This is a genomic window from Bradyrhizobium sp. RDI18 (genome assembly GCF_043203335.1).
In the GTDB taxonomy this organism is placed as follows: Bacteria; Pseudomonadota; Alphaproteobacteria; order Rhizobiales; family Xanthobacteraceae; genus Bradyrhizobium; species Bradyrhizobium retamae.
In genome coordinates this window covers 1,498,472-1,522,550 of sequence record NZ_JBICRN010000006.1, presented here as the reverse complement: position 1 = coordinate 1,522,550, position 24,079 = coordinate 1,498,472, and the positions used below count along the sequence as shown (strand labels likewise).

At 60.2% G+C, this 24,079-nt stretch carries 20 protein-coding genes and 4 pseudogenes; 17 read left to right on the top strand and 7 right to left on the bottom strand.

Going from position 1 to position 24,079, the window contains the following annotated elements; translation table 11 throughout:
- Positions 1–11: 11 nt before the first annotated feature.
- The 6 genes from ACFXS9_RS08100 to ACFXS9_RS08075 all read left to right on the top strand — a co-directional run bounded on the left by ACFXS9_RS08100 (position 12) and on the right by ACFXS9_RS08075 (position 6,126).
- The gene (locus ACFXS9_RS08100) at positions 12–1,076 is read left to right on the top strand and encodes a branched-chain amino acid ABC transporter permease (protein ID WP_392687076.1); all 1,065 of its coding nucleotides are present in this window, start codon (positions 12–14) and stop codon (positions 1,074–1,076) included.
- Positions 1,076–1,792, top strand: a complete 717-nt coding sequence (locus tag ACFXS9_RS08095) for an ABC transporter ATP-binding protein (protein WP_392687073.1) — start codon at positions 1,076–1,078, stop codon at positions 1,790–1,792. Before ACFXS9_RS08100 ends, ACFXS9_RS08095 begins: the two co-directional genes overlap by 1 nt.
- 13 nt (positions 1,793–1,805) lie before the next feature.
- Positions 1,806–2,525: an ABC transporter ATP-binding protein gene (locus tag ACFXS9_RS08090; RefSeq protein ID WP_392687070.1), complete on the top strand. Its 720-nt coding sequence runs from the start codon at positions 1,806–1,808 to the stop codon at positions 2,523–2,525.
- Between the two features lie 40 nt (positions 2,526–2,565).
- Positions 2,566–3,555 carry an acetamidase/formamidase family protein gene (locus ACFXS9_RS08085; RefSeq protein WP_392687067.1) on the top strand — a complete coding sequence of 330 codons (990 nt, stop codon included), beginning with the start codon at positions 2,566–2,568 and terminating at the stop codon, positions 3,553–3,555.
- Between the two features lie 14 nt (positions 3,556–3,569).
- Entirely contained in the window at positions 3,570–5,306 is a 1,737-nt protein-coding gene (locus ACFXS9_RS08080; RefSeq protein ID WP_392687064.1) for a nitrilase-related carbon-nitrogen hydrolase, read from the top strand.
- A gap of 64 nt (positions 5,307–5,370) precedes the next feature.
- On the top strand, positions 5,371–6,126 hold the full coding sequence (locus ACFXS9_RS08075) for an SDR family NAD(P)-dependent oxidoreductase (protein ID WP_392687061.1): 756 nt from the start codon (positions 5,371–5,373) through the stop codon (positions 6,124–6,126).
- Positions 6,127–6,135: 9 nt separating this feature from the next.
- Here the strand turns inward: ACFXS9_RS08075 and ACFXS9_RS08070 are convergent.
- A pseudogene (locus ACFXS9_RS08070) lies at positions 6,136–6,282 on the bottom strand (aldo/keto reductase); the annotation flags it as partial.
- 492 nt (positions 6,283–6,774) lie between these two features.
- Complete coding sequence (locus tag ACFXS9_RS08065; RefSeq protein ID WP_392687058.1) at positions 6,775–6,969, bottom strand: FAD-dependent monooxygenase; 195 nt, start codon at positions 6,967–6,969, stop codon at positions 6,775–6,777.
- Between the two features lie 171 nt (positions 6,970–7,140).
- On the opposite strand from ACFXS9_RS08065, the gene ACFXS9_RS08060 reads away from it, so the two are divergent.
- Together ACFXS9_RS08060 and ACFXS9_RS08055 are read left to right on the top strand one after the other, a co-directional pair.
- The gene (locus ACFXS9_RS08060; RefSeq protein ID WP_392687055.1) at positions 7,141–7,371 is read left to right on the top strand and encodes a bacterioferritin-associated ferredoxin; all 231 of its coding nucleotides are present in this window, start codon (positions 7,141–7,143) and stop codon (positions 7,369–7,371) included.
- A gap of 81 nt (positions 7,372–7,452) precedes the next feature.
- A pseudogene (locus tag ACFXS9_RS08055) lies at positions 7,453–7,607 on the top strand (ferritin-like domain-containing protein); the annotation flags it as partial.
- Positions 7,608–7,874: 267 nt separating this feature from the next.
- Here the strand turns inward: ACFXS9_RS08055 and ACFXS9_RS08050 are convergent.
- Positions 7,875–8,509 (bottom strand): annotated as a pseudogene (locus ACFXS9_RS08050) (tyrosine-type recombinase/integrase).
- A gap of 228 nt (positions 8,510–8,737) precedes the next feature.
- Between ACFXS9_RS08050 and ACFXS9_RS08045 the strand changes: the two are divergent.
- The 7 genes from ACFXS9_RS08045 (at position 8,738) to ACFXS9_RS08015 (ending at position 17,009) form a co-directional block, all read left to right on the top strand.
- The gene (locus ACFXS9_RS08045) at positions 8,738–9,211 is read left to right on the top strand and encodes a hypothetical protein (protein ID WP_392687052.1); all 474 of its coding nucleotides are present in this window, start codon (positions 8,738–8,740) and stop codon (positions 9,209–9,211) included.
- Positions 9,212–9,566: 355 nt separating this feature from the next.
- Positions 9,567–10,130 (top strand): hypothetical protein, encoded by a 564-nt coding sequence (locus ACFXS9_RS08040; RefSeq protein ID WP_392687049.1) that lies wholly within the window; start codon positions 9,567–9,569, stop codon positions 10,128–10,130.
- Between the two features lie 218 nt (positions 10,131–10,348).
- Entirely contained in the window at positions 10,349–12,133 is a 1,785-nt protein-coding gene (locus ACFXS9_RS08035) for an adenylate/guanylate cyclase domain-containing protein (protein WP_392687046.1), read from the top strand.
- Between the two features lie 319 nt (positions 12,134–12,452).
- Positions 12,453–13,961 (top strand): DUF1254 domain-containing protein, encoded by a 1,509-nt coding sequence (locus ACFXS9_RS08030; protein ID WP_392687043.1) that lies wholly within the window; start codon positions 12,453–12,455, stop codon positions 13,959–13,961.
- A 114-nt stretch (positions 13,962–14,075) separates the two neighbouring features.
- Positions 14,076–15,101, top strand: a complete 1,026-nt coding sequence (locus tag ACFXS9_RS08025; RefSeq protein WP_392687040.1) for an IS110 family transposase — start codon at positions 14,076–14,078, stop codon at positions 15,099–15,101.
- A gap of 495 nt (positions 15,102–15,596) precedes the next feature.
- On the top strand, positions 15,597–16,067 hold the full coding sequence (locus ACFXS9_RS08020; protein ID WP_392684119.1) for a cupin domain-containing protein: 471 nt from the start codon (positions 15,597–15,599) through the stop codon (positions 16,065–16,067).
- 504 nt (positions 16,068–16,571) lie between these two features.
- A complete protein-coding gene (locus ACFXS9_RS08015) occupies positions 16,572–17,009 on the top strand; it encodes a hypothetical protein (RefSeq protein WP_392687038.1) in 438 nt (145 codons plus the stop codon).
- Positions 17,010–17,461: 452 nt separating this feature from the next.
- On the opposite strand, the gene ACFXS9_RS08010 is transcribed toward ACFXS9_RS08015, so the two are convergent.
- The 3 genes from ACFXS9_RS08010 to ACFXS9_RS08000 form a co-directional block, all read right to left on the bottom strand.
- Positions 17,462–18,661, bottom strand: coding sequence for an IS91 family transposase (locus ACFXS9_RS08010; protein WP_392687035.1), 1,200 nt, complete (start codon positions 18,659–18,661; stop codon positions 17,462–17,464).
- 13 nt (positions 18,662–18,674) lie between these two features.
- Positions 18,675–19,550, bottom strand: a complete 876-nt coding sequence (locus ACFXS9_RS08005) for a tyrosine-type recombinase/integrase (RefSeq protein ID WP_392687032.1) — start codon at positions 19,548–19,550, stop codon at positions 18,675–18,677.
- Positions 19,551–19,902: 352 nt separating this feature from the next.
- Positions 19,903–20,187 carry an usg protein gene (locus tag ACFXS9_RS08000; RefSeq protein WP_392687029.1) on the bottom strand — a complete coding sequence of 95 codons (285 nt, stop codon included), beginning with the start codon at positions 20,185–20,187 and terminating at the stop codon, positions 19,903–19,905.
- Between the two features lie 245 nt (positions 20,188–20,432).
- Here ACFXS9_RS08000 and ACFXS9_RS07995 point away from each other — a divergent pair, with 245 nt between their 5' ends.
- Both ACFXS9_RS07995 and groL read left to right on the top strand, forming a co-directional pair.
- Entirely contained in the window at positions 20,433–20,750 is a 318-nt protein-coding gene (locus tag ACFXS9_RS07995; protein WP_213290762.1) for a co-chaperone GroES, read from the top strand.
- Positions 20,751–20,887: 137 nt separating this feature from the next.
- Positions 20,888–22,534: a chaperonin GroEL gene (gene groL / locus ACFXS9_RS07990; RefSeq protein ID WP_392687026.1), complete on the top strand. Its 1,647-nt coding sequence runs from the start codon at positions 20,888–20,890 to the stop codon at positions 22,532–22,534.
- Between the two features lie 17 nt (positions 22,535–22,551).
- Here groL and ACFXS9_RS07985 read toward each other — a convergent pair.
- Positions 22,552–22,783 (bottom strand): annotated as a pseudogene (locus ACFXS9_RS07985) (type IV pilus biogenesis/stability protein PilW); the annotation flags it as partial.
- Positions 22,784–24,079 lie beyond the last annotated feature (1,296 nt).

Here is a 24,079-nt window from a genome sequence, read left to right as displayed (position 1 = left end):
GATCCGCTGCAGTGAACGGATTGCCTCGTTTCCTCCGCCGCCTCGAAGGTCCGCAGACGATCGGCCGCGGCCCGGCGTTCTGGATCATCTTCGCCATCGTGCTCGCGATCGCGTGCGCCTATCCGCTGTTCAGCGACGGCTACACCGTCGGCAACACCGTGTATTTCTTCGTCTGGGTATTCATCGCGCTCAGCTTGTGCCTGATCTGGGGCTATGGCGGCTCGCTCTCGTTCGGCCAGACCGCGTTCTTCGGCATCGCCGGCTACAGCTACGGCATCCTCACCCTCAATTTCGGTGCCGCCTACGGCTTCACCCTGATCGCGCTGGTGCTGGCGGTCGTCATCGCGGCGCTGTTCGCTTTGCTGCTCGGCTATTTCATGTTCTTCGGCCGTATCGCGGGCGTCTTCCTCGGCATCGTCACGCTGGCGGTGACCTTGATGCTGGAGCGCTTTATGGCCCAGACTGCGGGCCCCGAATGGCGCGTTGGCGTGGCGCGCCTCAACGGTTTCAACGGGATGAGCGCGATGTCGCCGCTAACGATTCCGTGGCCCGGCGGCGACATCGTGCTTTTTGCCGATATCGGGCTCTATTATTTCGTGCTTGGGCTCCTGGTGCTGGTCTATCTCGGCCTGCGTATCCTAATGAATTCGAGTTTCGGAAATGTCATCGTCGCGATCAGGGAGAATCCGGAACGCGCGGAAATGCTGGGCTACGACGTCCGCAAGTATCAGCTCATCACCTTTGTGATCGGGGCCGGGCTCGCGGGTCTCTCCGGCGTGCTCTACACGGTGTGGGGGCAATACATCACGCCGTCGAGCATGGGCATGACCGCTGCGGCCCTGCCGTTGATCTGGGTCGCGGTCGGTGGCCGCAGCGATCTAACTTCGACTGTGATCGGCACGCTGGTGGTGCTCGCGGCCTTTCAGGCGCTGACCATCTATGGCAGCCAGTACGCGCTAGTCTTCATGGGCGTGCTGCTGGTGCTGACCGTGCTGATCGCGCCGAACGGGCTCGTGCTCGGCGCCACGAATCTTCTCTCTCGGCTCGTCGTACACCGCGGCAAGGGAGGCGTCTGATGGCGCTGCTCGAACTGCGCGGTCTGAACAAGCATTTCGGCGGCCTGCACGTCACCAATTCGGTCGACCTCGAACTCGAAGCCGGTGAAATCCATTGCCTGATCGGCCCGAACGGCGCCGGCAAGAGCACGCTGTTCCGGTTGATCCTCGGCGAGCACCACCCCGGCAGCGGCAATATTTTGTTCGCCGGCGAGAACATCACTGCGCTGAAATCCTTTGCGCGCATTCACCGCGGGCTCTCGGTCAAATTCCAGGTGCCGGGCGTGTTCAAGGGCCTGTCGGTCCGTCAGAACCTCGAAATTGCTTTGCAGCGGCAGCACCATGGCGTCGAGCTTGCGCGCGAAATCGACCGACTGCTGACGTTCCTCAACCTTGAAGCCGACCAAGCGCAGACTGCAGGCAATCTCAGTCACGGGCAGAAGCAGTGGCTCGAGATCGGCATGGCGGTCGGCCTGAAGCCGCGGCTGTTGCTGCTCGACGAGCCGACCGCAGGCATGTCGCCGGAAGAGACGCACCAGACCGGCGAGATGGTTCAGCGGCTCAATTTAGACGGCATGACCGTGTTAGCGATCGAGCACGATATGGCCTTTGTGCGCCAAGTTGCGCAGCGGGTCACTGTGCTGCATCTCGGGCAAGTGTTCGCGCAAGGCTCGATCGAACAGATCGTCGCCGACGAGCGCGTCGCTGCCATCTATCTGGGGCAGGCCCATGTGTAGGGAGCCTGTGTCCGTGAAGTCGCGCAAGGAAGTGATCCTCTCGACGCTGGGTTTGCGCGCGGGCTATGGCGGCAAGCCGGTGCTGCAGGGCCTTGAGATCGAGGTGCGGGAAGGCGAGATCGTCGCCGTGATTGGCCGCAACGGCGTCGGCAAGTCCACCTTGATGAAAAGCCTCATTGGCTTGGTGCCGGCGATGAGCGGATCGATCGTCTATCGCGGTGAAGCGGTAGAGCTGTTGCCGTCGCACAAGCGTGCGCGGCTCGGCATGGGCTACGTGCCGCAGGGCCGCGACGTATTTCCGCGCCTGACGGTCGCCGAGAACATCGTGGTCGGTGCCGCGATCAAGGGCGAGATTCCTCGAGCCAGCAAAAAGCGCATCTTGGACGCCTTTCCGATCCTAGCCGAGCGCTGGAGCCAGCGCGCCGGTACCCTGTCCGGCGGCCAGCAGCAGCAGCTCGCGATCGGGCGTGTGCTGATATCAGATCCCAACCTCATTTTGCTCGACGAGCCATCGGAAGGCATCCAGCCCAACATCGTCCAGGACATCGCCCGCAACATGGTCGAACTCAACCGTGCAACCGGCGTAACTATCATCCTGGTCGAGCAGAACCTCGACATGATCCGCGCCATGGCGCAGCGATGCTACGTCATGGACAAGGGCCGCATCGTCGCGAGCCTCGATCACGCCGCGCTCGACGACCAGGCGGAAATGCGCCGCCACCTCGCGGTTTGAAGCCGTTCCACGTCGCTAACAGCAGAGAAAGAGAACATCGATGGCCTGGCAAGACAATTCGATCATGGCAAGCAAGGGCGTCGCCAAAGGCAAACCTGGCATTCATCACATGATCACCGAAGCCGATCAGGGCAAGTACCATTATGTCTATGGTCCTTACGTCAAGCCGGTCCTCACCATCGATCCCGGCGCGGTGGTCTCCGCCGAGACCCACGATGCGTTCGAGGGTGCGATCAAGCACGAGACCGACAGTCCGACGAAAGTTCTCAACTTCCCCTTCCTCAATCCGCAGAACGGGCCGATCTGGGTTAACGGCGCCGAGAAGGGCGATACGCTTGCGGTCTACATCGAGAGCATCGTGCCGCGGGGCCCGCAACCGCGTGGCACCACCGTCGTGATGCCGGAATTCGGCGGCCTGGTCGGCACCGGCCAGACCGCGCTGCTCAATCCGGCCTTGCCCGAGCGGGTCAAGAAGCTCGAGATCACGCTCGAGCACGGCACCAAATGGAACGATAAGATCACGTTGCCTTATGAACCCTTCATCGGCACCATCGGTACCTCGCCGGAGATTGAGGCGATCTCGTCGCTGGTACCGGATTATTACGGTGGCAACATGGACCTGCCCGACGTCGGCGTCGGCGCGGTGGTCTATCTGCCTGTTAACACCAAGGGCGCGCTACTCTATCTCGGCGATTGCCATGCCGCACAGGGCGACGGCGAACTTTGCGGCGTCGCGATCGAGCATCCGACCGTGACTACGGTCCAGGTCGACCTGATCAAGGGCTGGAGCGTCGCCTGGCCGCGGCTGGAGACCAAAGACTTTATCATGACGATCGGCTCGGCACGGCCGATGGAGGATGCCGCGCGCATCGCCTATCGCGAGCTGTGCCGCTGGATGGCGGCCGACTACGGTTTTGAGGAAATCGACGCCTACATGCTGCTGACGCAGGCCGGCCGCGTCCGGCTCGGCAACATGGTGGATCCGAAATACACGATGGGCGCCTCGATCAAGAAGTCGTTTTTGGTCTGAAGGGCGAGCCCGTGATGTCGCGCGTGCACAAGGTCGCCACCGTCCAGTTCGAGCCGACCATGTTCGAGAAGGAGCGCAACATCGCGCGGCTGATCGAACTCTGCGAGGCCGCGGCGCTGGCTGGCGCCCGGCTTATCGTCACCCCGGAGATGGGCACCACGGGTTACTGCTGGTTCGATCGGGCCGAGGTCGCGCCGTTCGTCGAGACGGTTCCGGGGCCAACCACGGACCGTTTCACCGCGCTCGCGCGCAAGCATGATTGCTACATCGTTATCGGCATGCCGGAGATCGACAGCGACGGCATCCATTTCAACTGCGCGGTGCTGATCGGGCCCGACGGCGTCATCGGTCGGCACCGCAAGTCGCACCCCTATATTTCGGAACCGAAATGGGCGGCGGCCGGCGATCTCGGCCATCAGGTGTTTGACACGCCCATCGGACGTATCGCGCTGTTGATCTGCATGGACATTCATTTTGTGGAGACGGCGCGCCTGGTCGCGCTGCAGGGCGCCAACGTGATCTGCCATATCTCGAACTGGCTGGCGGAGCGCACGCCGGCGCCGTACTGGATCAGCCGGGCATTCGAGAATGGCTGCTATCTGATCGAGAGCAATCGCTGGGGGCTGGAGCGCAGGGTTCAGTTCAGCGGCGGCAGCTGCGTGATCGCGCCGGATGGCACGGTCACCGCCGTGATCGACGGCGGCGACGGCTTTGCGGTCGCCGACATGGACCTCGACGCGACACGCGCGCGGCGTGTCGGCGGCGAGGCCGTGTTCGTCCAGCGTCGCCCCGAACTCTATGCCGGGCTGCTCTCCGATACGTTCAGCTGGAATCCGCGTGACTTCTTCAAGCTGTACGACCACAGACCGTGGCCTCCGGGGCGGATTTCGCAGATTACGGTCGCGCAGATGCAGCCCGGCGGCGACGTCGAAGTAAATCTCGCCAGCATTGCTTCCCTCGCGCGACAGGCAAAACTTCAGAACGGATCTGATCTGGTCGTGTTTCCAGAGCTTGCGGTGAGCGGACTCGTCGAGACCGGCGCACGGGCGCAGCCCATTCCGGGGCCGGTCACTGATCGGCTATGCCGACTGGCGGCGGAGCTGAACATGCATATTGTCGTTGGCCTTGCCGAGCGTGACGGTGGTGCGATTTACAACAGCGCCTGCCTGATCGGGCCCGAAGGCCTCGTCGCGGTCTATCGCAAGATCCATCTGACGGACGCCGAGCGCAACTGGGCGAGCCCCGGCGACGCTTGGGTCGTGGCCGACACGCCGGTCGGACGCATCGGGCTTCTGATCGGTCACGACGCGTCATTTCCCGAAGCCGGCCGGATCCTCGCGCTTGAGGGATGCGACCTCATAGCCTGCCCGGCCGCGGTGAAGGAGCGTTTCAGCTCGCCGCATCCTGGATCTCTGGTGCCGCAGGACCATCCGATCCCAACCGGCGCCGATCCCTATCATTGGCATCACTTCCGGGTTCGCGCCGGCGAGAATAATTTATATTTCGCGTTCTCGAACGTGTTCAATCCCGAAGAAGGATACCCCGGCTTGAGCGGCGTGTTCGGGCCCGATACCTTCGAGTTTCCGCGCCGTGAGGCCATCGCGCCCGATGTCGAAGGTACGGCTACAGCCACGATGGACACGACCAATCTCGATACAGTCTATCCGACCAATGTCGTGCGCCGGAAAGATCTGGTCGCGATGCGGATGCCGCATAGCTACCGCGCGTTGATCACGAAGGCTGCGGATTGACGAGCAATACGAAGACATCGATCGAGCGAACGGATAGTGTGGCATCTCAACCGAGGAATGAACCGTGGATCTGGGACTGAAAGGTAAGAACGCCCTGGTGACGGGTGGCAGCAAGGGGATCGGCCGTGCGATCGCGGATCTGCTTGCAGCCGAAGGCGCCAATGTCGCCATCTGCGCGCGGCAGCCGGAACAGATCGACAGCGTGGTCACGGCGTTGAAGGGCAGGGGCGTCAAGGCCTGGGGCAAGCCGACTGATGTCGCCGACCCCGCCGCATTGAAGCAATGGGTCGATGGCGCGGCGGCTGAACTCGGCGGCGCCGATATCCTGGTGTGCAACGTCAGTGCACTCGCGGTCGGCGACACCGCGGACACCTGGGAGGCGTCGTTCCGCACCGACATGATGCACACGGTTCATGCGGTGGCGGCAACCCTTCCTTATATGGAAAAATCAAAAACGCCATCGATCGTCATCGTCTCCAGCGTCTCCGGGTTCGAGGTCGATTTCGCCGCCGGCTCGTACGGTGCCTTCAAGGCGGCGCTGATCCACTACGCCAAGGGATTGAGCAACCAGTTGGCCGCGAAAGGAATCCGAGTCAACGCGGTGTCACCAGGCAACACCTATTTCGAGGGTGGCATCTGGCAGAACATCGAGCATGGCTCGCCCGAGCTCTACAAGATGGCGATGGGCTTGAACCCGACCGGCCGGATGGGAACTGCGGAAGAAGTGGCCGTAGGAGTGGTCTTCGTCGCCAGCCCAATCGCGAGCCGTATCTCCGGTACCAACCTGATAATCGATGGTGCGCTGACAAAGGCGGTCTAGCCGGCCACACACCAACGACGGGTTGAGCCGCACAAAATCTTGCTGGGTGCGGTAGGGATAATAGGGATAGGCCGGCATTACGTCGCACGCGCGGATTTTGTCACGAAGCTGGGCCTCGTGGCGCGCGCCGATGACGACGGACGAGACGGTCGGACGCACGCTGTTGCCGGTCCTCGTGCCACGGCTACCAGCGCGTCAACCACGCTCGCACGGACGTTGATCGATTCCAAATAATCACCAACGGCATCGATATCATCGGCTTTTGCTACGCATGCGACGTAGCCATCTGGTCGAGATCAAGACAATCGCGTGGGGATCGAGAGGTGATCGAATCGCAGCGTCGATGAGCTCGGAATACTTTTTGGCTAACGAGCTTACGTTGCTGCTGTTTGTGGCAAACAACGCAGAACGCGGCACGTCTCCTGAGCCTACGGGAATTTGTCCAGCGATTGGTGCCAGGCGACGGCCAGGAGCGGGCAGGCCGATGTTGTGGGACCGTGGTCCGTCAAGCGGACTGTGTCATAGCCGACAGATACCTCGGTCATAGTGTCTACCATGACCTTACGAACCAAAGCCAATCCAAGCAAGATTCGGCCGAACGAGTTCCGAGCGGCTTGAGCCGTCGGGTTCGCATGGTGGCCACCATGGTCATGCGGCCCGCGACTTTAAGTACCTGATCGCCAATGGCGCTGCGTTCAATGCTAAAACTGTCGAGCAGTGTTTCCGCACACTTCCACGGCATACCAGTGCCAGCTTCCAGGCCAGATTAAACGCGTCCTGCATGCCGGTGTTCATTCCCTGTCCGCCCGCCGGACTGTGGACATGAGCGGCGTCGCCGGCCACGAACACGCGTCCGGAGCGATAGCGTTGGCGTGTCAGGACGGTGCGTGCCGCTGTCGGTCGATGATGCACGAGCGGCCGCTGTTGGCACAAAGCTGACGTCACCGTCGTCGTGATGAATGTCAGCTTTTAGCGGGATAGAGCAGACATAGGAATGGAGCTAGCGGGCTTCCGATGATCGTTTGTTCCTGCAACGTCCTAAGCGACACCGAGGTGCGGACTGTCGCCAACACTGCGACGCGCCGAACCACCAGCTATGTCTATAGGCGCCTTGGCTGCAGAGCCCGCTGCGGTCGCTGCGCCCGCAACATCCGAGAAATCATGGACGAGGTTTTTGACGGAGCGAAAGTCGGTCGTGCGGATGGCGGCGCCGTACTCGCTGCGCCCGCGGACAAGCAGCCCTAGGCTTCAATGGTGCCGCCATCCAGTGGCATCGCGCGCTGGTGCTGCTGGGAAGTTCAGAGTAAATTTTCTAGAGTCGCCGCGCAGGACTATGTGACACGCGACCTGTTCGAGAAGCTGATGGCGGACGAGGAACACCACATCGATTTCCTCGAAACGCAGCTCGATCTCGTCGGCAGGCTCGGCCTTGACTCTACGCGCAGCATCATATCGGCAAGATGGGCGAGGGCGAAGACTGATAACGCTGAGGTTTGTGGCCACGACGCGCGGCTTCATGAGCATGGGTCCACTCCTCAAATATCGTTTGTCGATAGGCCATTATCTATCTGGCATTTTCGCGCGACAACAAGACGCTCCGTCGGTCTGTGGCGTATGTTCAGGGGGCCGCCAGTTCGCAACTCCAAGTGATCGAAAAGCGATGCTATTTGCTGCGGTGCATGAGTCCGCTGTTGGCACCAAGCGGCGATTAAGGGCCGGGCAGAGCACGTCCGCTCTGCCCGGGTATTTCAGACATCAACTTGTTCCGCTATTCCGAGGGCGTCATCCACCTCAATGCCGAGATATCGGACCGTGCTTTCGATCTTGGTATGCCCGAGCAAGAGTTGGACGGCCCTGAGATTGCCCGTCCGCCGATAGATCAGGGTAGCCTTTGTGCGTCGCAACGAATGCGTCCCAAACAGCCTCGGGTCCAGCCCGACACTTCCGATCCAATCGGAGACGAGCCGCGCATATTGGCGCGTTGTCATGTTGCGGTCTGGACCATGACGGCCCGTGAACAAGAAGTCCCCGAGTTTTTTGTTGGCGGCCTTTAGATAGTCATCGACCGCCTGGCGGGTCTGCTCACTCAATTCAAATGTGACAGGTCGCCCGGTTTTCTTTTGTCGGACCGTGCGCGATCCGCCGTGTACCCGCCAGCAGCGACATCCTCGACGCGGATGGCGACGACATCACAGCCGCGAAGCTTACTGTCTATCGCCAGATTGAACATGGCGAGGTCGCGAGTGCGGCCTTCGATCTGGAGTTTCGTGCGGATTGACCAGACGTGTTTGGGTCGCAGAGGTGGCTTTGCCCCCGTCAGCTTTCCCTTGTTCCAGGGCAGCCGTTTATCAGGCGTCAGGGCAGCTTTTACTTGATTCTGCATGGTCGTACTCCTCGGTTACAGAGGAGGAGAGCATGTGTCACTGGTTAGGCATCCTTGACCCGGCCATCTGCTCCTTTTGCGTAAGTCGTGTATCTTTAGCCGCCGAGAAGCTCGTTCACCATCTTTGAAGGGTTCGTGGCCGTGGTCCGTAGCAAGAATGCGTCACCAACTTGGGGCGACGTTAAGGCCGCGCTCCTAGATTTCGATCGCGCGGGCCTTCGGGGACTAGTGCAAGACCTCTACACTGCGAGCAAAGACAACCAGGCATTCTTGCACGCCCGCTTGGGCTTGGGCCATGATCAGCTCCAGCCCTTCAAGGCGAGTATTTCGAGATGGATATCCCCGGACCTAATGAAAGGCCAGTCGGTATCAGTTTCGAAAGCCAAGAAGGCGATTGCGGATTACAAGAAAGCCATCGGGCGCTCGGATGGAATAGCGGAACTGTCGATATTTTATTGCGAGGAGGCATTCGGCTTTCTAGAATCCTACAGCATGGAAGATGAAGGCTATTTTGCTGCTTTGATCCGCATGTACGAACGGTCTCTCGAAATCGTGTCAAGCCTAGCTCCTGCCGAGCGTATGATCTACCTCGAGCGTCTCGACAAGCTTAGATCACGCGGGAGGCACGTCGGCTGGGCGATCGAAGAAGGATTCAATAGCCTTTGGTACGCCGCTGCTCTGGACGAGCACAAAGGTGAATGAAGCCTCATCCATTCGCACGAGGTAATCGATTAGGAGCTGGGTCGCCGGTAGTGGAGCTTGCGCAGCAGGTAGGTCGCCACCGGATTAGGTGTCAGAATCAGGTCAGTTTTTGGGTCAAAGCGGACTTCGCATCGGGCTCGGCGGCAAAGGACCTGTAGCGATTGACCCATTCCGGACTCTGTTGTCGCGACGGTGCCCGCTCAGCGGCCAAAGCTCTTTCAAGACTAAATTCGCGAGGTCTAGTTGTTGCACTAGAACCACAGACGCGTCGCGCCAGCCGCCGGCGGCGCCACCATGCCTTTCTTTCAACAAACAACGGACATCCCCTGCCGACTGCAACGTCGGGAGAGCATCCATGCCCATCTCAATTCTGCGGCTGCTCGCGAGTGTCCTTTGGCTGGCGCTCATAGTCTCTACATCCGCGACTGCAGAGCCGAAACTTGAAATGCATCGTGTCGGCGTTAACGTAGACGATGGCTCGGGATGGTATCCGGCTGTTTCGACCAAGGGCTTGTTCTCGATCCTCCTGCCAATTCCCTTCAATGATTTCACGACTCGCGACCCGGGCACGGGCGAAGTGAGCCATGTCATCGGCGGCAAGAGTTCTGAGGGAATCAAGTTTACAGCGGTTGAACTGCCGGCAACTGCAAAGACGCCTGTCGACCTCGCGGCGATCCCCAAATCTTTCTCATCCAATCCGGCTAACAAAGTGTCTGATGAAATCCGCAATACCAAGGATGACGTCGATAATCTGTTCTTCTCAGTCGCCAACTCGGCAACGACTGCGCATTTCCGCTACATCAGGATGAAAGGTACGCTCTACATACTAACGATTGAATACCCCAACGCGTATCGCGACGTGGTGGCGGAAAAGAAAGATAAATTCTTCGGATCCTTTAAATTCAAGGGGAAGTCCTGAGCGAGCAGAATAGGGATTATCCGATCGGAATGTCTCCTCCTCGCACCTTGAGACATTACGACCGGCCATTTCGGCGTCCGCTTACAGGGGAAGAGCGGAAGTAGCCGGCCGAGAGCCAAAATGACGCGATTGACCCGCTTCGGACATGGGCGTTGCCGGACATCGGCCCGCAATTCTGCTATATAAGCATTCAATGTCCCCGACCCCGGGGGTGCACCTTGAGCGGCGAGCACGTAGAGCGGCGACTGGCGGCTATTCTGGCGGCGGATGTCGCGGGCTCTTGTCGTCTAATAGGGATAGACGAAGAAGGCACGCTGGCGCGACTGAAAGCGCTTAGAAGGACGCTTTTCGATCCCAAAATCGCTGAGCATCACGGACGTGTCGTCAAGAATACCGGGGACGGCGCTATTGCCGAGTTCGCCAGCGTGGTCGACGCGGTACGATGTGCCGCCGAAATTCAACGCGGCATGGCCGAACAAAATATCGACGTGCCGCAGGACAAGCGGATCGAACTCCGCATCGGCATTCACGTCGGTGATATCATTATCGAAGAGAACGATATCTTTGGTGACGGGGTCAATATTGCGGTGCGTCTCGAAGGGATTGCAGAGCCGGGCGGTATCAGCATCTCGGACGACGCGCGTCGGCAAATTCGGGGCAAGGTAGATATAACGTTTGAGGATTTGGGTTCGCAATCCCTGAAGAATATCGCCGAACCGATGCGGGTCTGGCGCGTCCAAATCGGTCGGGCCGTGCCAGCTGCGCCGAACCGCCTGCCTGTCGATGACGCCCTTGCGCTGCCCGATAAACCCTCGATCGCCGTTCTCCCCTTCACCAACCTGAGCTCCGATCCGGAGCAGGACTACTTTGCTGATGGAATGGTCGATGACATCATCACGGCGCTGTCTCATTTCAAGGCGCTGTTCGTCATCGCCCGCAATTCGAGCTTCACTTACAAGGGGCGCGCCGTCGATGTGAAGCAGGTCGGGCGCGAGCTTGGGGTGCGCTACGTGTTGGAAGGGAGCGTTCGCAAAGCGGCAAATCGGGTGCGCATCACAGGACAGCTCGTCGATGCCGCCACGGGGGCACATCTTTGGGCAGAACGATTTGATGGTGGTCTCGACGACATCTTCGATCTGCAGGACCAGGTGACCGAGAGCGTTGTCGGGGCGATCGCGCCAGCGGTGGAAAAAGCCGAAATCGAGCGTGCCAAGCGCAAGCCGACCGAGAGTCTCGACGCCTATGCCCTCTATTTACGCGGTTTGGCCAAGTCTTATCAGTTTGCTAACCGGCAAGCGCTCGACGAGGCATTGCGCCTGTTCAACAGCGCGATCGAGCTCGATCCGGATTTTGCGGCCGCCTACGGCCGTGCCGCCTCTTGCTACGTCGCTGCCAAGATCAATGGCTGGATTTCAGACACAGCGAACGAGATTGCCGAAGTGACAAGGCTCGCTCAGCGGGCGGTCGAGTTGGGCAAGGATGACGCGATCGCGCTCGCCGCCGGCGGGGTTGCATTAGCGTTTATTGTTCGCGATCTTGGGGTAGGCGCCGCCTTAATCGATCGCGCGCTTGTGCTCAATTCCAATTTGGCCGAGGCATGGTTTTACGGTGGCTGGGCCAAAAACTGGCTTGGCGAGCCGGAAGCGGCGATCGAGCGCTTCGCGCGTGCCATGCGCCTGAGCCCACTTGATCCGCGGCTGACAGGAATGCGAAGCGGGACCGCGTTTGCCCATTTCTTCCTGGGCCGCTATGACGAAGCGGCATCGTGGGCGGCAATTACATTGCAGGACAATCCGGACTATCAACCTGGATTACGTATCGCCGCCGCAAGCAACGCAATGGCCGGACGGCCGGAGCAAGCACATAAGGCAATGGCTCGGCTGCGGCAGCTCAACCCCGCGCTACGTGTTTCCAATCTTAAAGACGTGCTGCCCCCTATTCGGCGCGCCGAAGACCTCTCGCGATTGGAAGAAGGATTGCGGCAAGCCGGGCTGCCCGAATGACCATCGCAGCCAGGTCGCCCGTGGCAACGAGGTGATCGAAAGAGGGACTTCCGTTGTTGGCACAAATGCGAAGTGCCGATCGCATCGAGCAATGTCCGAGTTTGGAGGCGAAGCGGAGAACATCTGCTTACACAGAGTATTCCGCATTTTGACCCAATCCAGACATTAATTGTGTCTTGCTCCTGTCATTCAACCGAACGAAATTGCATAGCGCGAGCCCTCCGGCTCCGCTACAACTACTGATCGATTATCCAGCAAGTTCTTGACGGAGAAGACGACGTGTTCTCGTAGATCAAATCCAAGTTAGCGGAGTGCCAGCATGAAACGTCTCGATGCGTTAAAGTTCGGAACAGCCGCCTTGCTCATTATGCCAACGAGTTTATCCGTGAGCGCGCAAGACAAGATGAAGATGACGACTGACATCCCCCGGTCGATCATGTCGCCGGGCACTATGGAAACCCGCATCGGTACGCTCAAATTGACTGACGGTTTCCCTGACGACGCTACCGTTGCCAAAGTCTACGACAACCTCGATTTCCAACGCGGCCTGCAGGCCTATCTGGCCGCATTGCCTGCTGTTTCGATTGCAGGGTTTCTCAAGGGGTTCTCTGAGTTCGGGCCAGTCAACCAAACCGTGCTCATTTCAGAGCAACTGTTGGACGCAAAGTCGCTATTTCTGACGGCGAACACCACGACCATCTACAATTTGCTCTATCTGGATACGAGAAATGGTCCGTTGGTTCTGGAAATCCCCCCGGAGGTACTCGGCCCAATAGACGATGGCTGGTTTCGCTGGGTCACCGACGTTGGCATCACCGGGCCGGACAAGGGCAAAGGCGGAAAGTACCTGTTGCTGCCACCCGGCTACACCGGCCCGATCCCCGACGGGTATCATGTCGCGCGTTCGCGCACCTTTGGAAACCTGATGTTCTTCAGAGCATTCTTGAAGGATGGTGATCCGAAACCGGGCGTCGATAGTGTCAAGAAGAACCTGAAAGTGTATTCGCTCAGCCAGGCTGCCAACCCGCCCCCGATGAAATTCGTCAACATCTCGGGCAAGGCGTTCAACACCATCGGACCGGGCGACTACTCCTTATTCGAGTACGTCAATCGCGTCATACAGGATGAGCCCATCGATGCTGTCGACCCGGACACATTAGGCTTGTTCGCCGCCATCGGTATCGAGAAAGGCAAACCGTTTGCACCCGACGCGCGCATGCAGAAGATACTGATGGACGCCGCAGCTGTTGGCGACGCCACAGCCCGTACGTTGACTTATAGGACGCGGATGAAGGAAGGCTATTTCTACCCGAACAGTGCGTGGGTAACGCCATTCATCGGCGGCAGCTATAAATTCGAGGAGAACGGTGCAGTCAATCTCGACGCGAAAGCCATGTTCTTCTTTTACGCAACGGGTGTAACACCGGCGATGACCATGAAAATGGTGGGAGAAGGCTCGCAGTACGCCGGTGCATTCGTTGACGCAAAGGGCAGCCCGCTCGATGGCAGCAAGACGTATCGCATTCGCATGCCTCCCAACATTCCGGCCAAGGATTTCTGGTCGTTCACGGTGTACGACAACCAAACACGCTCGATGCTTCAGACCGATCAACAATCTCCAGCCGTCGGAAGCCTGACCAAGGGATTGGTGACAAACGCCGATGGCTCCGTAGATGTCTATTTCGGGCCGACCGCCCCGGCAGGCAAGGAAAGCAATTGGGCGCAGACCATCCCCGGAAAGGGCTGGAATATACTTCTGCGTCTCTATGGTCCGCTTGAACCGTGGTTCAATAAGACTTGGCGGCCGGGAGAGATAGAGCCGATCTGATTTAACCGCCCGCTTTCATTTCCGCTAATGATGTGGTGGACGGCGCCCGCTCCCGGCATCGCAGTGCCATAGGGTGGTTCGTCGAAGACGAATCACATGAGGAGAGCCGTCCACATGCAAATTACCACGATCGGTTTGGATATCGCCAAGAACGTGTTCCAGGTTCACGGCATTGACGCGGCCGAGAAGGTCATCGTCAGAAAGCAACTTCGCCGCGGCCAGATTATAGCGTTCTTCGAAGCTCTGGCGCCGTGCCTGGTCGGCATGGAGGCCTGTGCCACGTCGCACCATTGGGCGCGCGAGTTGACGAAGCTGGGCCACGAGGTCCGTCTGATGCCAGCGAAGGATGTGAAGGCCTACGTCAAGCGCAATAAGAACGATGCCGCCGACGCGGAGGCAATCTGTGAGGCGGTGCGGCGCCCGACCATGCGTTTCGTGCGGATTAAGTCGGCCGAGCAGCAGGGCCAGTTGATGCTGCATCGAGCACGCGACCTGCTGATGCGCCAACGTACCCAGTTGATCAATGCATTACGGGCGCATTTGGCCGAGTTCGGCGTTACGGCTGCACAGGGGCGCGAAGGGATCAAAGAGTTGTTGGCGATCGTCGCACAGGATGAGAGTTCGCGCTTGCCGATCGACGCCCACGCCAGCCTGACCGTACTAGCGGCGCAGCTTCAGGCTGTGCAGACGATGATCGGATCGATCGAGAAACAGATCGTTGCGCAGCATCGCTCGAACGAGGCAAGTAAGCGGCTCGAGACCATCCCCGGTATCGGCGTCGTAGGCGCGACGACCATCACCGCCGTCGTCACGGACCCGAAGGCATTCCGGTCGGGTCGTGATTTTGCGGCCTGGATCGGGATCGTGCCGCGGCAGGATTCGACCGGCGGCAAACAGAAGCTCGGGCCGATCTCGAAACAGGGTGACCAATACCTCAGGCGTATTCTTATTGTCGGAGCCCATTCTGTCTTGCGGCGTGCGCGCCAGCAGCCGGAGAAGTATCCCTGGCTCACTCAGCTTCTCGCTCGGCGACCGTTCAAGGTCGTCGCCGTCGCGCTGGCCAACAAGATGGCGCGGATCGCCTGGGCATTGCTGGCCAGGGGTGGGACCTACCGGGCGCCCCAACTTGTGGCAGTCTAACAAGGGCTCGGCAATGGGAGGATGAGGTTGCGTCCGTGCGTTCACGAACTGCAGGGGTGAAGACGACATTGATGCGAAACGGTCGAGACCGTCGATTGGGAAAACCCGTAAGGTGCCACGCGAGGAAAGAACGCGTGCTTTTGTTTGGGACCCGATCAGCGGATCACATCAAGGCCAGCGGCCAAAGTGGCTGCATTCAAAGGCCGGATACATGGCTGCACCCGAACGCTTCGCTGAAACGTCAGATTCCTCTTGCGCCGCGGGCGCCGTCCATACATGGCACCTTTGAGACATGGCGACCGATCCTGGCGATGTCCGTTTCCAGGGGAAGACCGGAAGTAGTCGGCCGACGACCAAACGACGCGATTGACCCAACTGCGACATTGGAGCTCGCCGTGACGATTCGTGAGGAGGCGCGGCTCGACTTTTGGGGATAGAATTCGGCCGGCTCAGCACCTCAAAAGTTGGGCTTAGTCCGAGACATGGGAGGATCACATGAAAATGATTCAAGTTACCATCGTTTCCGGCTTGATCGCCTTGGCCGGTCCCGCGTCAGCCCAAGGCATGGATGACAAGATGCTTGGACCGCAGGATGTAAAATGGACGAAGGCCCCGCCGTCTATTCCGCCGGGGGCTGAAGCAAGCGTACTCTACGGCGACCCCGGGAAGGAGGGCTTGTTCGTGCTTCGGCTCAAGCTCCCCAAGGGCTATGCCGTTCCCCCGCACACCCACCCGAAGCCTGAAATCGTAACCATTATCTCCGGCACGTTTACGCTCGGCATGGGCAACGTTGCGGATAAAGCCAACGCCAAACCGCTGCCGGCTGGAAGCTTCTTCGCGTTTGCGCCCGGCATGGCGCACTATGCCTTCACGGATGAAGAAACCGTCGTTCAGATCAACAGCACTGGGCCGTGGGGTATCAACTACGTAAATCCCAAGGATGATCCTCGACAGAAGACGCAGTGACTAAGACACCGGTGCGCAGGGGCGCGTCAACCAACGTCCCTGCTCATTTGTTTGAGGCGGTCGTGCGCTCTCGGGCGAAACGCCATCGCTTGCGCGCATTTCGCGTGCCTTGTGCCGCGCGCCGACGAGGTGATCAAGCGATCGGCCGGAATGTCCGAGTCTGGCACCTTTGAGACATACCCGCCTATCCTGAGAATGTCCGTTCACCGGTGTAGACCGGAAGTCGCCGTGTCCGGCCAAACCGACGCGAATGATGTGGTGGACGACGCCTGCTCCCGGCATCGAATGTGCCAAAGGGTGATTGTTCAACAACGAATCACCGGAGGGGGTCGTCCACATGCAGGTTAAACGAGCGCCTCGCCAAAAAGAGGAGCTACTAACGAAACGGTCGGCCTGACATTGCGTCCAGCTCTTGACACACGCGTGCCGGACCTGCTCGTGAGGAAGCGGTAGCGCCTTGCGATCGAAAGGGACAAATCGGGTGCGACAGAATGCGAGACTAGCGTGACTTCTCAGTGGCAGTACCAGGTTAGGTTCGATCTGAACGATTCTGCCACGGCGGAATCGGTACGCCGAAAACTCCGTGTTCCGGCACTGGCGCCGCTGTTCGATATCCTCGCCGAGCATCGCGCTGCGCTGAAATGCCAGTTCGACGCCTTTGCGGAGTATGTCGCCGCAGCAGAAGAGCACGGCGTCGAAAACTATCCGCTCTACCAGTGGACGAAGGCGACGATCGAAAATCCAGCGAAGAAGGAAAAGTATTTGAGATCCTTTACAGTCTACGTGGACGACCGGGAGGTCTATGCCAAGGAGATTGCTGACGCGCTGGAGGCGGACTTGCAGCCGTTCGCCACTAGCGGGCTCATCACGCGAATATCCAAGTACGATACCAATCCCGCCAACAATCCTCAGCCGCCGCAGGGCCCCCGCGAGCGGAGCTAGCCCATCCGCGAGAGCGAACTGAATGCCCGCTCCTGGCTTGCCGTTATGGCCTGACGATGTCTGCTCCTGGGGTAGAATGGACATCTCTGTCACGAGGCCCAATTTCCGAAAATGTGAAGGGTTTCGGATGCCGGCCCCATCAAGGTGGTGCCGCGCAGATCGGGGCCGGCGTCCGAAAGCCTCCAAGGGAGGAAACCGCGCTTAAGGGAACGTAAGGCGGTGCGGCAGGCGCTATGGGGAATTGAGTGCCGCGGGTGAGTTCATTGATTGAGATCGAACCGGTCCAACGAGTTGTGCGACGGTGAAGCGGCTGACGAATGCGCGGCGGATAGCATCGAGCTCGACAAGTTGTCCGACGATTTGCGACGGCTGGCAGAGAGCTGGGCGCGCTCTGCCGTGGCCGGTCGAGAGCCAGCGACCGCGACGGGCAGATTTGCGGGATTGCGGCACCGTCATGAGGTGTCGACCCTGATGCGGCTCGTTGGGGCTGCCGGCTGATGCCGTGGCTTTGCACCACGCGCGAACACCTCAATGACGATCATGCGACCGCCGCAGCATGGACAGCTCGGCTTGCTGGAATCGACGGCAGCAGCGGTAGGCTGGCCCTCGGGTTTTGAGGCGGCGAGCAGCTCCCGCGCGCGGGCGATGTTGTCGGCGCAGGCGCTCCTGGCGAACAGGCCGTAGTGACGGATGCGGTGCAAGCCTTTTGGCAGCACGTGGATGAGGAAGCGGCGGATGAACTCATCGGTGGCGAGCGTCATGGGCTTGTATCGATCGCGGCCCTCGATGCGATAGTCCTTCCACTTGAAGGTGACGCCCTGCTGGTCGAAGGCGATCAGGCGACTATTGGCGATGGCGACGCGATGGGTGTAGCGCGACAGATAGGCCAGCACCACCTCAGGTCCGCCGAACGGCCGCTTGGCGTAGACGATCCACTCGGCCTTGCGCAGCGGGGCGAGATAAGCTGCGAAGGATTGCACCTCGGCGAGATGGGTGCGGTCGCCAAAGAAGCTCAGGCGACCGGCCTGGTGGGTGGCGACGAGCTTCTCCAGGAACAGCCGTCGGAACAGGCGGGAGAGCACGCGCACGGGGAGGAAGAATCCCGGCCGGCACGACACCCAGCGCTGGCCGTCGGGTGAGATGCCGCCACCCGGCACGATCATGTGCACATGCGGGTGATGGGTCATGGCCGAGCCCCAGGTGTGCAGCACGGAGGTGATGCCGATCCTGGCGCCCAGATGCTTCGGATCGGCGGCGATCGTCAGCATGGTCTCGGCCGAGGCCTTGAACAGGAGGTCGTAGAGGACGGCCTTGTTCTGGTAGGCGATGTCGGCGATGGCCGCCGGCAGGGTGAACACGACGTGATAGTACGGCACCGGCAACAGCTCGGCTTCGCGGTCGGCAAGCCATTCCTTTGCGGCGACACCCTGGCACTTCGGGCAATGCCGGTTGCGGCAGGAATTGTAGGCGATCGTGGTATAGGCGCAGTCCGCGCAGCGCGCGACGTGGCCGCCGAGTTCTGCCGTGCGGCAGCGCTCGATCGCCGACATCACCTTCATCTGGTCGAGGCTGACATGGCCGGCATCGGCTTGGCGCCATACCGGGCCATGGCTGCGGAAGATATCCGCAACCTCCAAAGCCGGGCGCGACACGCGCGCCTTGGCGTCAGCCGGGCGGCCGGACCTCCTTGAGCTTGAGTGCGATGTGCTCCAGCGGGCTCATGACCTCGCTGATCGTCTTGGTGGCGACGCGGGTATAGAGCGCCGTGGTGTCGAGCTTGGCGTGACCGAGCAGCACCTGGATGACGCGGACGTCGATGTTCTGCTCGAGCAGGTGGGTGGCGAAGCTGTGCCGCAAGGTGTGCAGCGAGACGCGCTTGTGGATCTCCGCCATCTGGGCAGCGGCGTGACAGGCGCGGTTGAGCTGGCGCGTGGTCATCGGCTGCGCCGGATCGCGGCCCGGGAACAGCCAGCCCTGCGGGTGTGCCGCCTTCCACCAGGTCCGTAGCAGATTGAGCAGGCTCGGCGACAGCATCACGTTACGGTCCTTGCCGCCTTTGCCCTGCTTGACGCGGATGATCATGCGCTTGCTGTCGATGTCGGCGACCTTGAGCGAGACCACTTCGGTGGCGCGCAGACCGGCGCCATAGGCCACGCTCAGCGCCGCCTTGTACTTGAGCCCGGGTGCGGCATCGAGCAGCCGCGCCACCTCCTCGACGCTCAGCACCACCGGCAGCTTGCGCGGTTCGTGAATGACATGGGTGTGCTCGACGATCTCGTGGCGCTTCAGCGTCACCCGGAAGAAGAACCGCAGCGTCGAAACGGTCTGGTTGATGGTCGGCACGCCGACACCGCTCGCGGCCAGATCCAGCTGGTAGCGGCGCACGTCCTCGAAGCTCGCCGTATCCGGCGATCGCCCGAGGAACGCAGCGAAGTTCTTGACCCTTTGCACGTAGTCATGTTGCGCCTTGAGCGCGAATTTGCGGATCGTCATGTCTTCGATCATGCGCCGGCGCAACGGGCTCACTGCCTCGTCGGTCATGGGGATGCTCCTGTTTTGAGTGAAGGTTGCGAACCCCTCATCTCAAGACAGGACGCCCCGTTGCGCTATCCTCTTGGCTGTGTCGCCAGCCCCAGTGCCCTACCGCGCGAGCGGTTTAGTCCATTGGCGCAAAGCGGACATTCGCCGAAACCGTCATGTCAGCTAAGTGCCCAGATTCGGACTCATGCACCGCAGCAAACAACTAAAATTATTCGATCACTTCGTCGGCGCTGGCGAACAGAAAATGCGGGATTGTGATCTCGCTGAATTGGCCCGCGCGAAGAGAGTAAATTTCCCGAAAGCAATTTGCGTATGAGCGACAAAGATCAACCCAAAGCTCTGGGCCCTCGCGTTAATGCAGCCGGAAGACTCCGTCCACGGCGCGTAGTTCGGTAGGCTTGATCAGTTTGGAGTGCGCGACGGTGACCGCAAACAGCGGGCCGTCGAGCTCTTGTTGCCAGAACGCGAGGAAATCCTTCAGCGCCGGGAAATTTGGAAACAGATCGTAGTCCTGCCAGACGTAAGTTTGCAGCAGCCATTGACTATCCGGACAGCGATAAACGATTTCCGCTGTTGTCAGTCCGTAGCCTAAGACCTGCTTCCCGAGATTCTCGGAAACCGCATCTTTCTCGACCATTGCAACCTCCAGCCCAAGCTGAAAAGCAATGCATGAGTCTCGCGCCAAAAACGAAAACGTTCAATAGGTCATAGCGATCAACGCAATCGCCCCAAGCGTTCCTCCTCGAGAAACTCAAGTTGCAGTCAAACATCGTGGACCGAAGCCCTTGCGCCCCATTGTCACAAGCTTATGTGGAGAGCGACTAGCACTCGCTCATTGCGACTGCCAATCCAGAAATAATCACAAAAGCCAAGGAGGATCGCATGAAGTTCCGTCCGCTCCACGACCGCGTCGTGGTCAAACGCATCGATGCCGAAGACAAAACCGCAGGCGGCATCCTCATTCCGGACAGTGCCAAGGAAAAGCCCTCGCAGGGCGAGATCATCGCCGTTGGTCCGGGCGGCCGTGACGAATCCGGCAAGCTGATCCCGATCGACCTCAAGGTCGGTGACCGCGTATTGTTTGGCAAGTGGTCGGGCACCGAGGTCAAGCTCGATGGTCAGGAACTTCTGATCATGAAGGAAAGCGACATCATGGGCGTTCTTACTGACGTTCCCGCCGCCAAGAAGAAGGCCGCTTAAGCGCTTTAGCCCGTTCCCTCATCCTGAGGAGCCGGCGCAGCCGGCGTCTCGAAGGAAGAGGCCTGCAATCCAAATCTCATCCCTCAGGAATCCGCCCAGTCGCGCGGACCTTGGGATCTGGGAATACGGAGATCATTATGTCAGCCAAGGAAGTCAAATTCGGCGTAGACGCCCGCGACAGGATGCTGCGCGGCGTCGAAATTCTCAACAACGCGGTGAAGGTCACGCTCGGTCCGAAGGGCCGCAACGTCGTGCTCGACAAATCGTTCGGCGCTCCCCGCATCACCAAGGACGGCGTCACCGTCGCCAAGGAAATCGAGCTTGACGACAAGTTCGAGAACATGGGCGCGCAAATGGTGCGCGAAGTCGCCTCCAAGTCGGCCGACGCGGCCGGCGACGGCACCACCACCGCGACCGTGCTGGCGGCTGCGATCGTCCGTGAAGGCGCCAAGTCGGTTGCCGCCGGCATGAACCCGATGGACCTGAAGCGCGGTATCGACCTGGCGGTGGAAGCCGTGGTCGCTGACCTCGTCAAGAACTCCAAGAAGGTCACCTCGAACGAGGAAATCGCCCAGGTCGGCACCATCTCCGCCAATGGCGACGCCGAAATCGGCAAGTTCCTGGCCGACGCCATGAAGAAGGTCGGCAATGAGGGCGTGATCACGGTTGAGGAAGCCAAGTCGCTCGAGACCGAACTCGAGGTGGTCGAAGGCATGCAGTTCGACCGCGGCTACATCTCGCCCTACTTCGTCACCAACGCCGACAAGATGCGCGTTGAAATGGACGATGCCTACATCCTGATCAACGAGAAGAAGCTCTCCTCGCTGAACGAGCTGCTGCCGCTGCTCGAGGCCGTGGTGCAGACCGGCAAGCCGCTGGTCATCGTCGCCGAAGACGTCGAAGGCGAAGCCCTCGCCACCCTGGTCGTCAACCGCCTGCGTGGCGGGTTGAAGGTCGCGGCCGTCAAGGCTCCGGGCTTCGGCGATCGCCGCAAGGCCATGCTGCAGGACATCGCGGTGCTGACCGGTGGTCAGGCGATCTCGGAAGATCTCGGCATCAAGCTCGAGAACGTCACGCTGCAGATGCTCGGCCGCGCCAAGAAGGTGATGATCGACAAGGAAAACACCACGATCGTCAACGGCGCCGGCAAGAAGGCCGACATCGAGGCGCGCGTCGCGCAGATCAAGGCGCAGATCGAGGAAACCACCTCGGACTACGACCGTGAGAAGCTGCAGGAGCGTCTGGCCAAGCTCGCGGGCGGCGTCGCGGTGATCCGCGTCGGCGGCGCGACCGAAGTCGAGGTGAAGGAGCGCAAGGATCGCGTGGATGACGCGATGCATGCGACCCGCGCGGCGGTCGAGGAAGGCATCGTGCCGGGCGGCGGCGTCGCCCTGCTCCGTGCCTCCCAGCACCTCAAGGGCCTGCGCACCAAGAACGACGACCAGAAGACCGGCGTCGAGATCGTGCGCAAGGCGCTTTCCTATCCGGCCCGCCAGATCGCAATGAATGCAGGTGAAGACGGCTCCGTCATCGTCGGCAAGATCCTCGAGAAGGACCAGTATTCCTACGGTTTCGACTCGCAGACCGGCGAGTACGGCAACCTGGTCGCCAAAGGCATCATCGATCCGACCAAGGTTGTTCGCGTAGCGATCCAGAACGCGGCCTCCGTTGCGGCGCTGCTGATCACCACCGAAGCCATGGTGGCCGAGGTGCCGAAGAAGAACGCAGGCGGCGGCATGCCTGCGGGTGGCGGCATGGGCGGCATGGGTGGTATGGATTTCTAAGTCCAACCGTGCAGCGCTCAAAAGAAAAAGAAAGGCCCGGCAGCGATGCCCGGCCTTTCTGCATTTTCGTGCGTTTGATCGCGGTTGCCCTGCTCAATTTGCCACAGGCCGTAATACTGCCACGTCAGTACATGGTTCGGATCGGCTTTCAGCGCGCTCGTACCAGACCTACGAGAATTTGTAGTCGCCGGGCTTGCGATAGGAATAGCCGATCAGATTGCCCACGTTCGGGTGATCGTCGTGGCCAAGTCGCGCGTCGGGCCGCTATTTAGGAACAATGTTGGCTTGTGAGAGTCGATTCGGTGGCTTCCGGTTTGCGTCGCCAAACAGGCTCCCGCCGGAAGTGGACGGCTCTGGCGGATCTCGCTAGGGCCGTCTTGTTCACCCTGGCGGGCGCTTCCAGTCCCGTGACAGCCCGGCAACGATGAACCGGGCGGCCAAGGCGCTTACCTTCCTTCCAATATCCGCGAATTAACTCGCGTTTGAGATCCCTGGAGGCGTATACTCCGACAATCACCGCTCCGCCTCCTAGGCATTACCGGTGACAGAGAGTGTTGCGCTCCCGCCTGTTCGAGGGAAGCATCATGCCCCAATCTCAACACCTGTCGTCCGTCATTCCATTCGCTGCAATTGAGCGCCCCGCCTGTCCGAAGTGCAAGGCCCCGATGATGCTCGTCAGCATCGAGCCAGCACGCGCCCGGGGCGTCGACTTGCAAACGTTTGAATGCGCTGTCTGCAATCAGGTACTTACGAGCTTTGCCGCGTTTGAAGACCCCATGAAGTCCAAGGGCCTTGGACGCTGGCTTCAAGGCGATTTGCACTCACCGAAGTAAGGCCCGCCTGCGTGAACCGGCGGATCGGGCGGCGCGGGACTAGCTCGCGCCCTCGTGGTCAGATCTCCTCGGTTTCAGCCTCCGGCTGGCTGCGGTAGGCGTCTCGGAGCCACAGGCGATTGAGGGGGGACCGTTCGCGCGAAACGCGCGCGAGCCGCCGGGCTTCCCCAGCGGCTCAAGCGTTGCGTAGCGATGTGTTGCGACGCGCAGCGTCGCGTGGCGGAACGTTACGATGCGCCGAGGCGCGTCCGTTGCCTACCGTGATGTCGATAAGTCCTACGCGTCTCATCGACGACCCCAACATGGTGCAGTCGCGAGGCGACTTCAAGACAGCGCGGCTGCCATAAAACGTGCGCCATCTGTTTGTGATGCCATCTCTTTATGATCATGCCTAAGAAGGCCGCAACTGCCGTAACGAGATGTAACAAAACCATGTAATATATTAGACACGCGCGTCGTTTTTTCGATTGCGATGCCTGCCTCGTCCGAGCCGGTCATCCTCATCAGCGCCGACCTATTCGAGGAGTGGAGAGCCTTCGCGGCCATTGAGTACGCAAACTATCCTCGAACGAAGGAGAACAACCCGTTTGTCGCAGTCGCCTAATCGACAACAGAAAAATTGAAATCTTCAACGCCTCGGCATTGTGGGCATTTGCTTATAGCCTTCTCAGTGGCGCTCTCCTCGTCGTAAGAAATGCAAGCGCGCATGTCG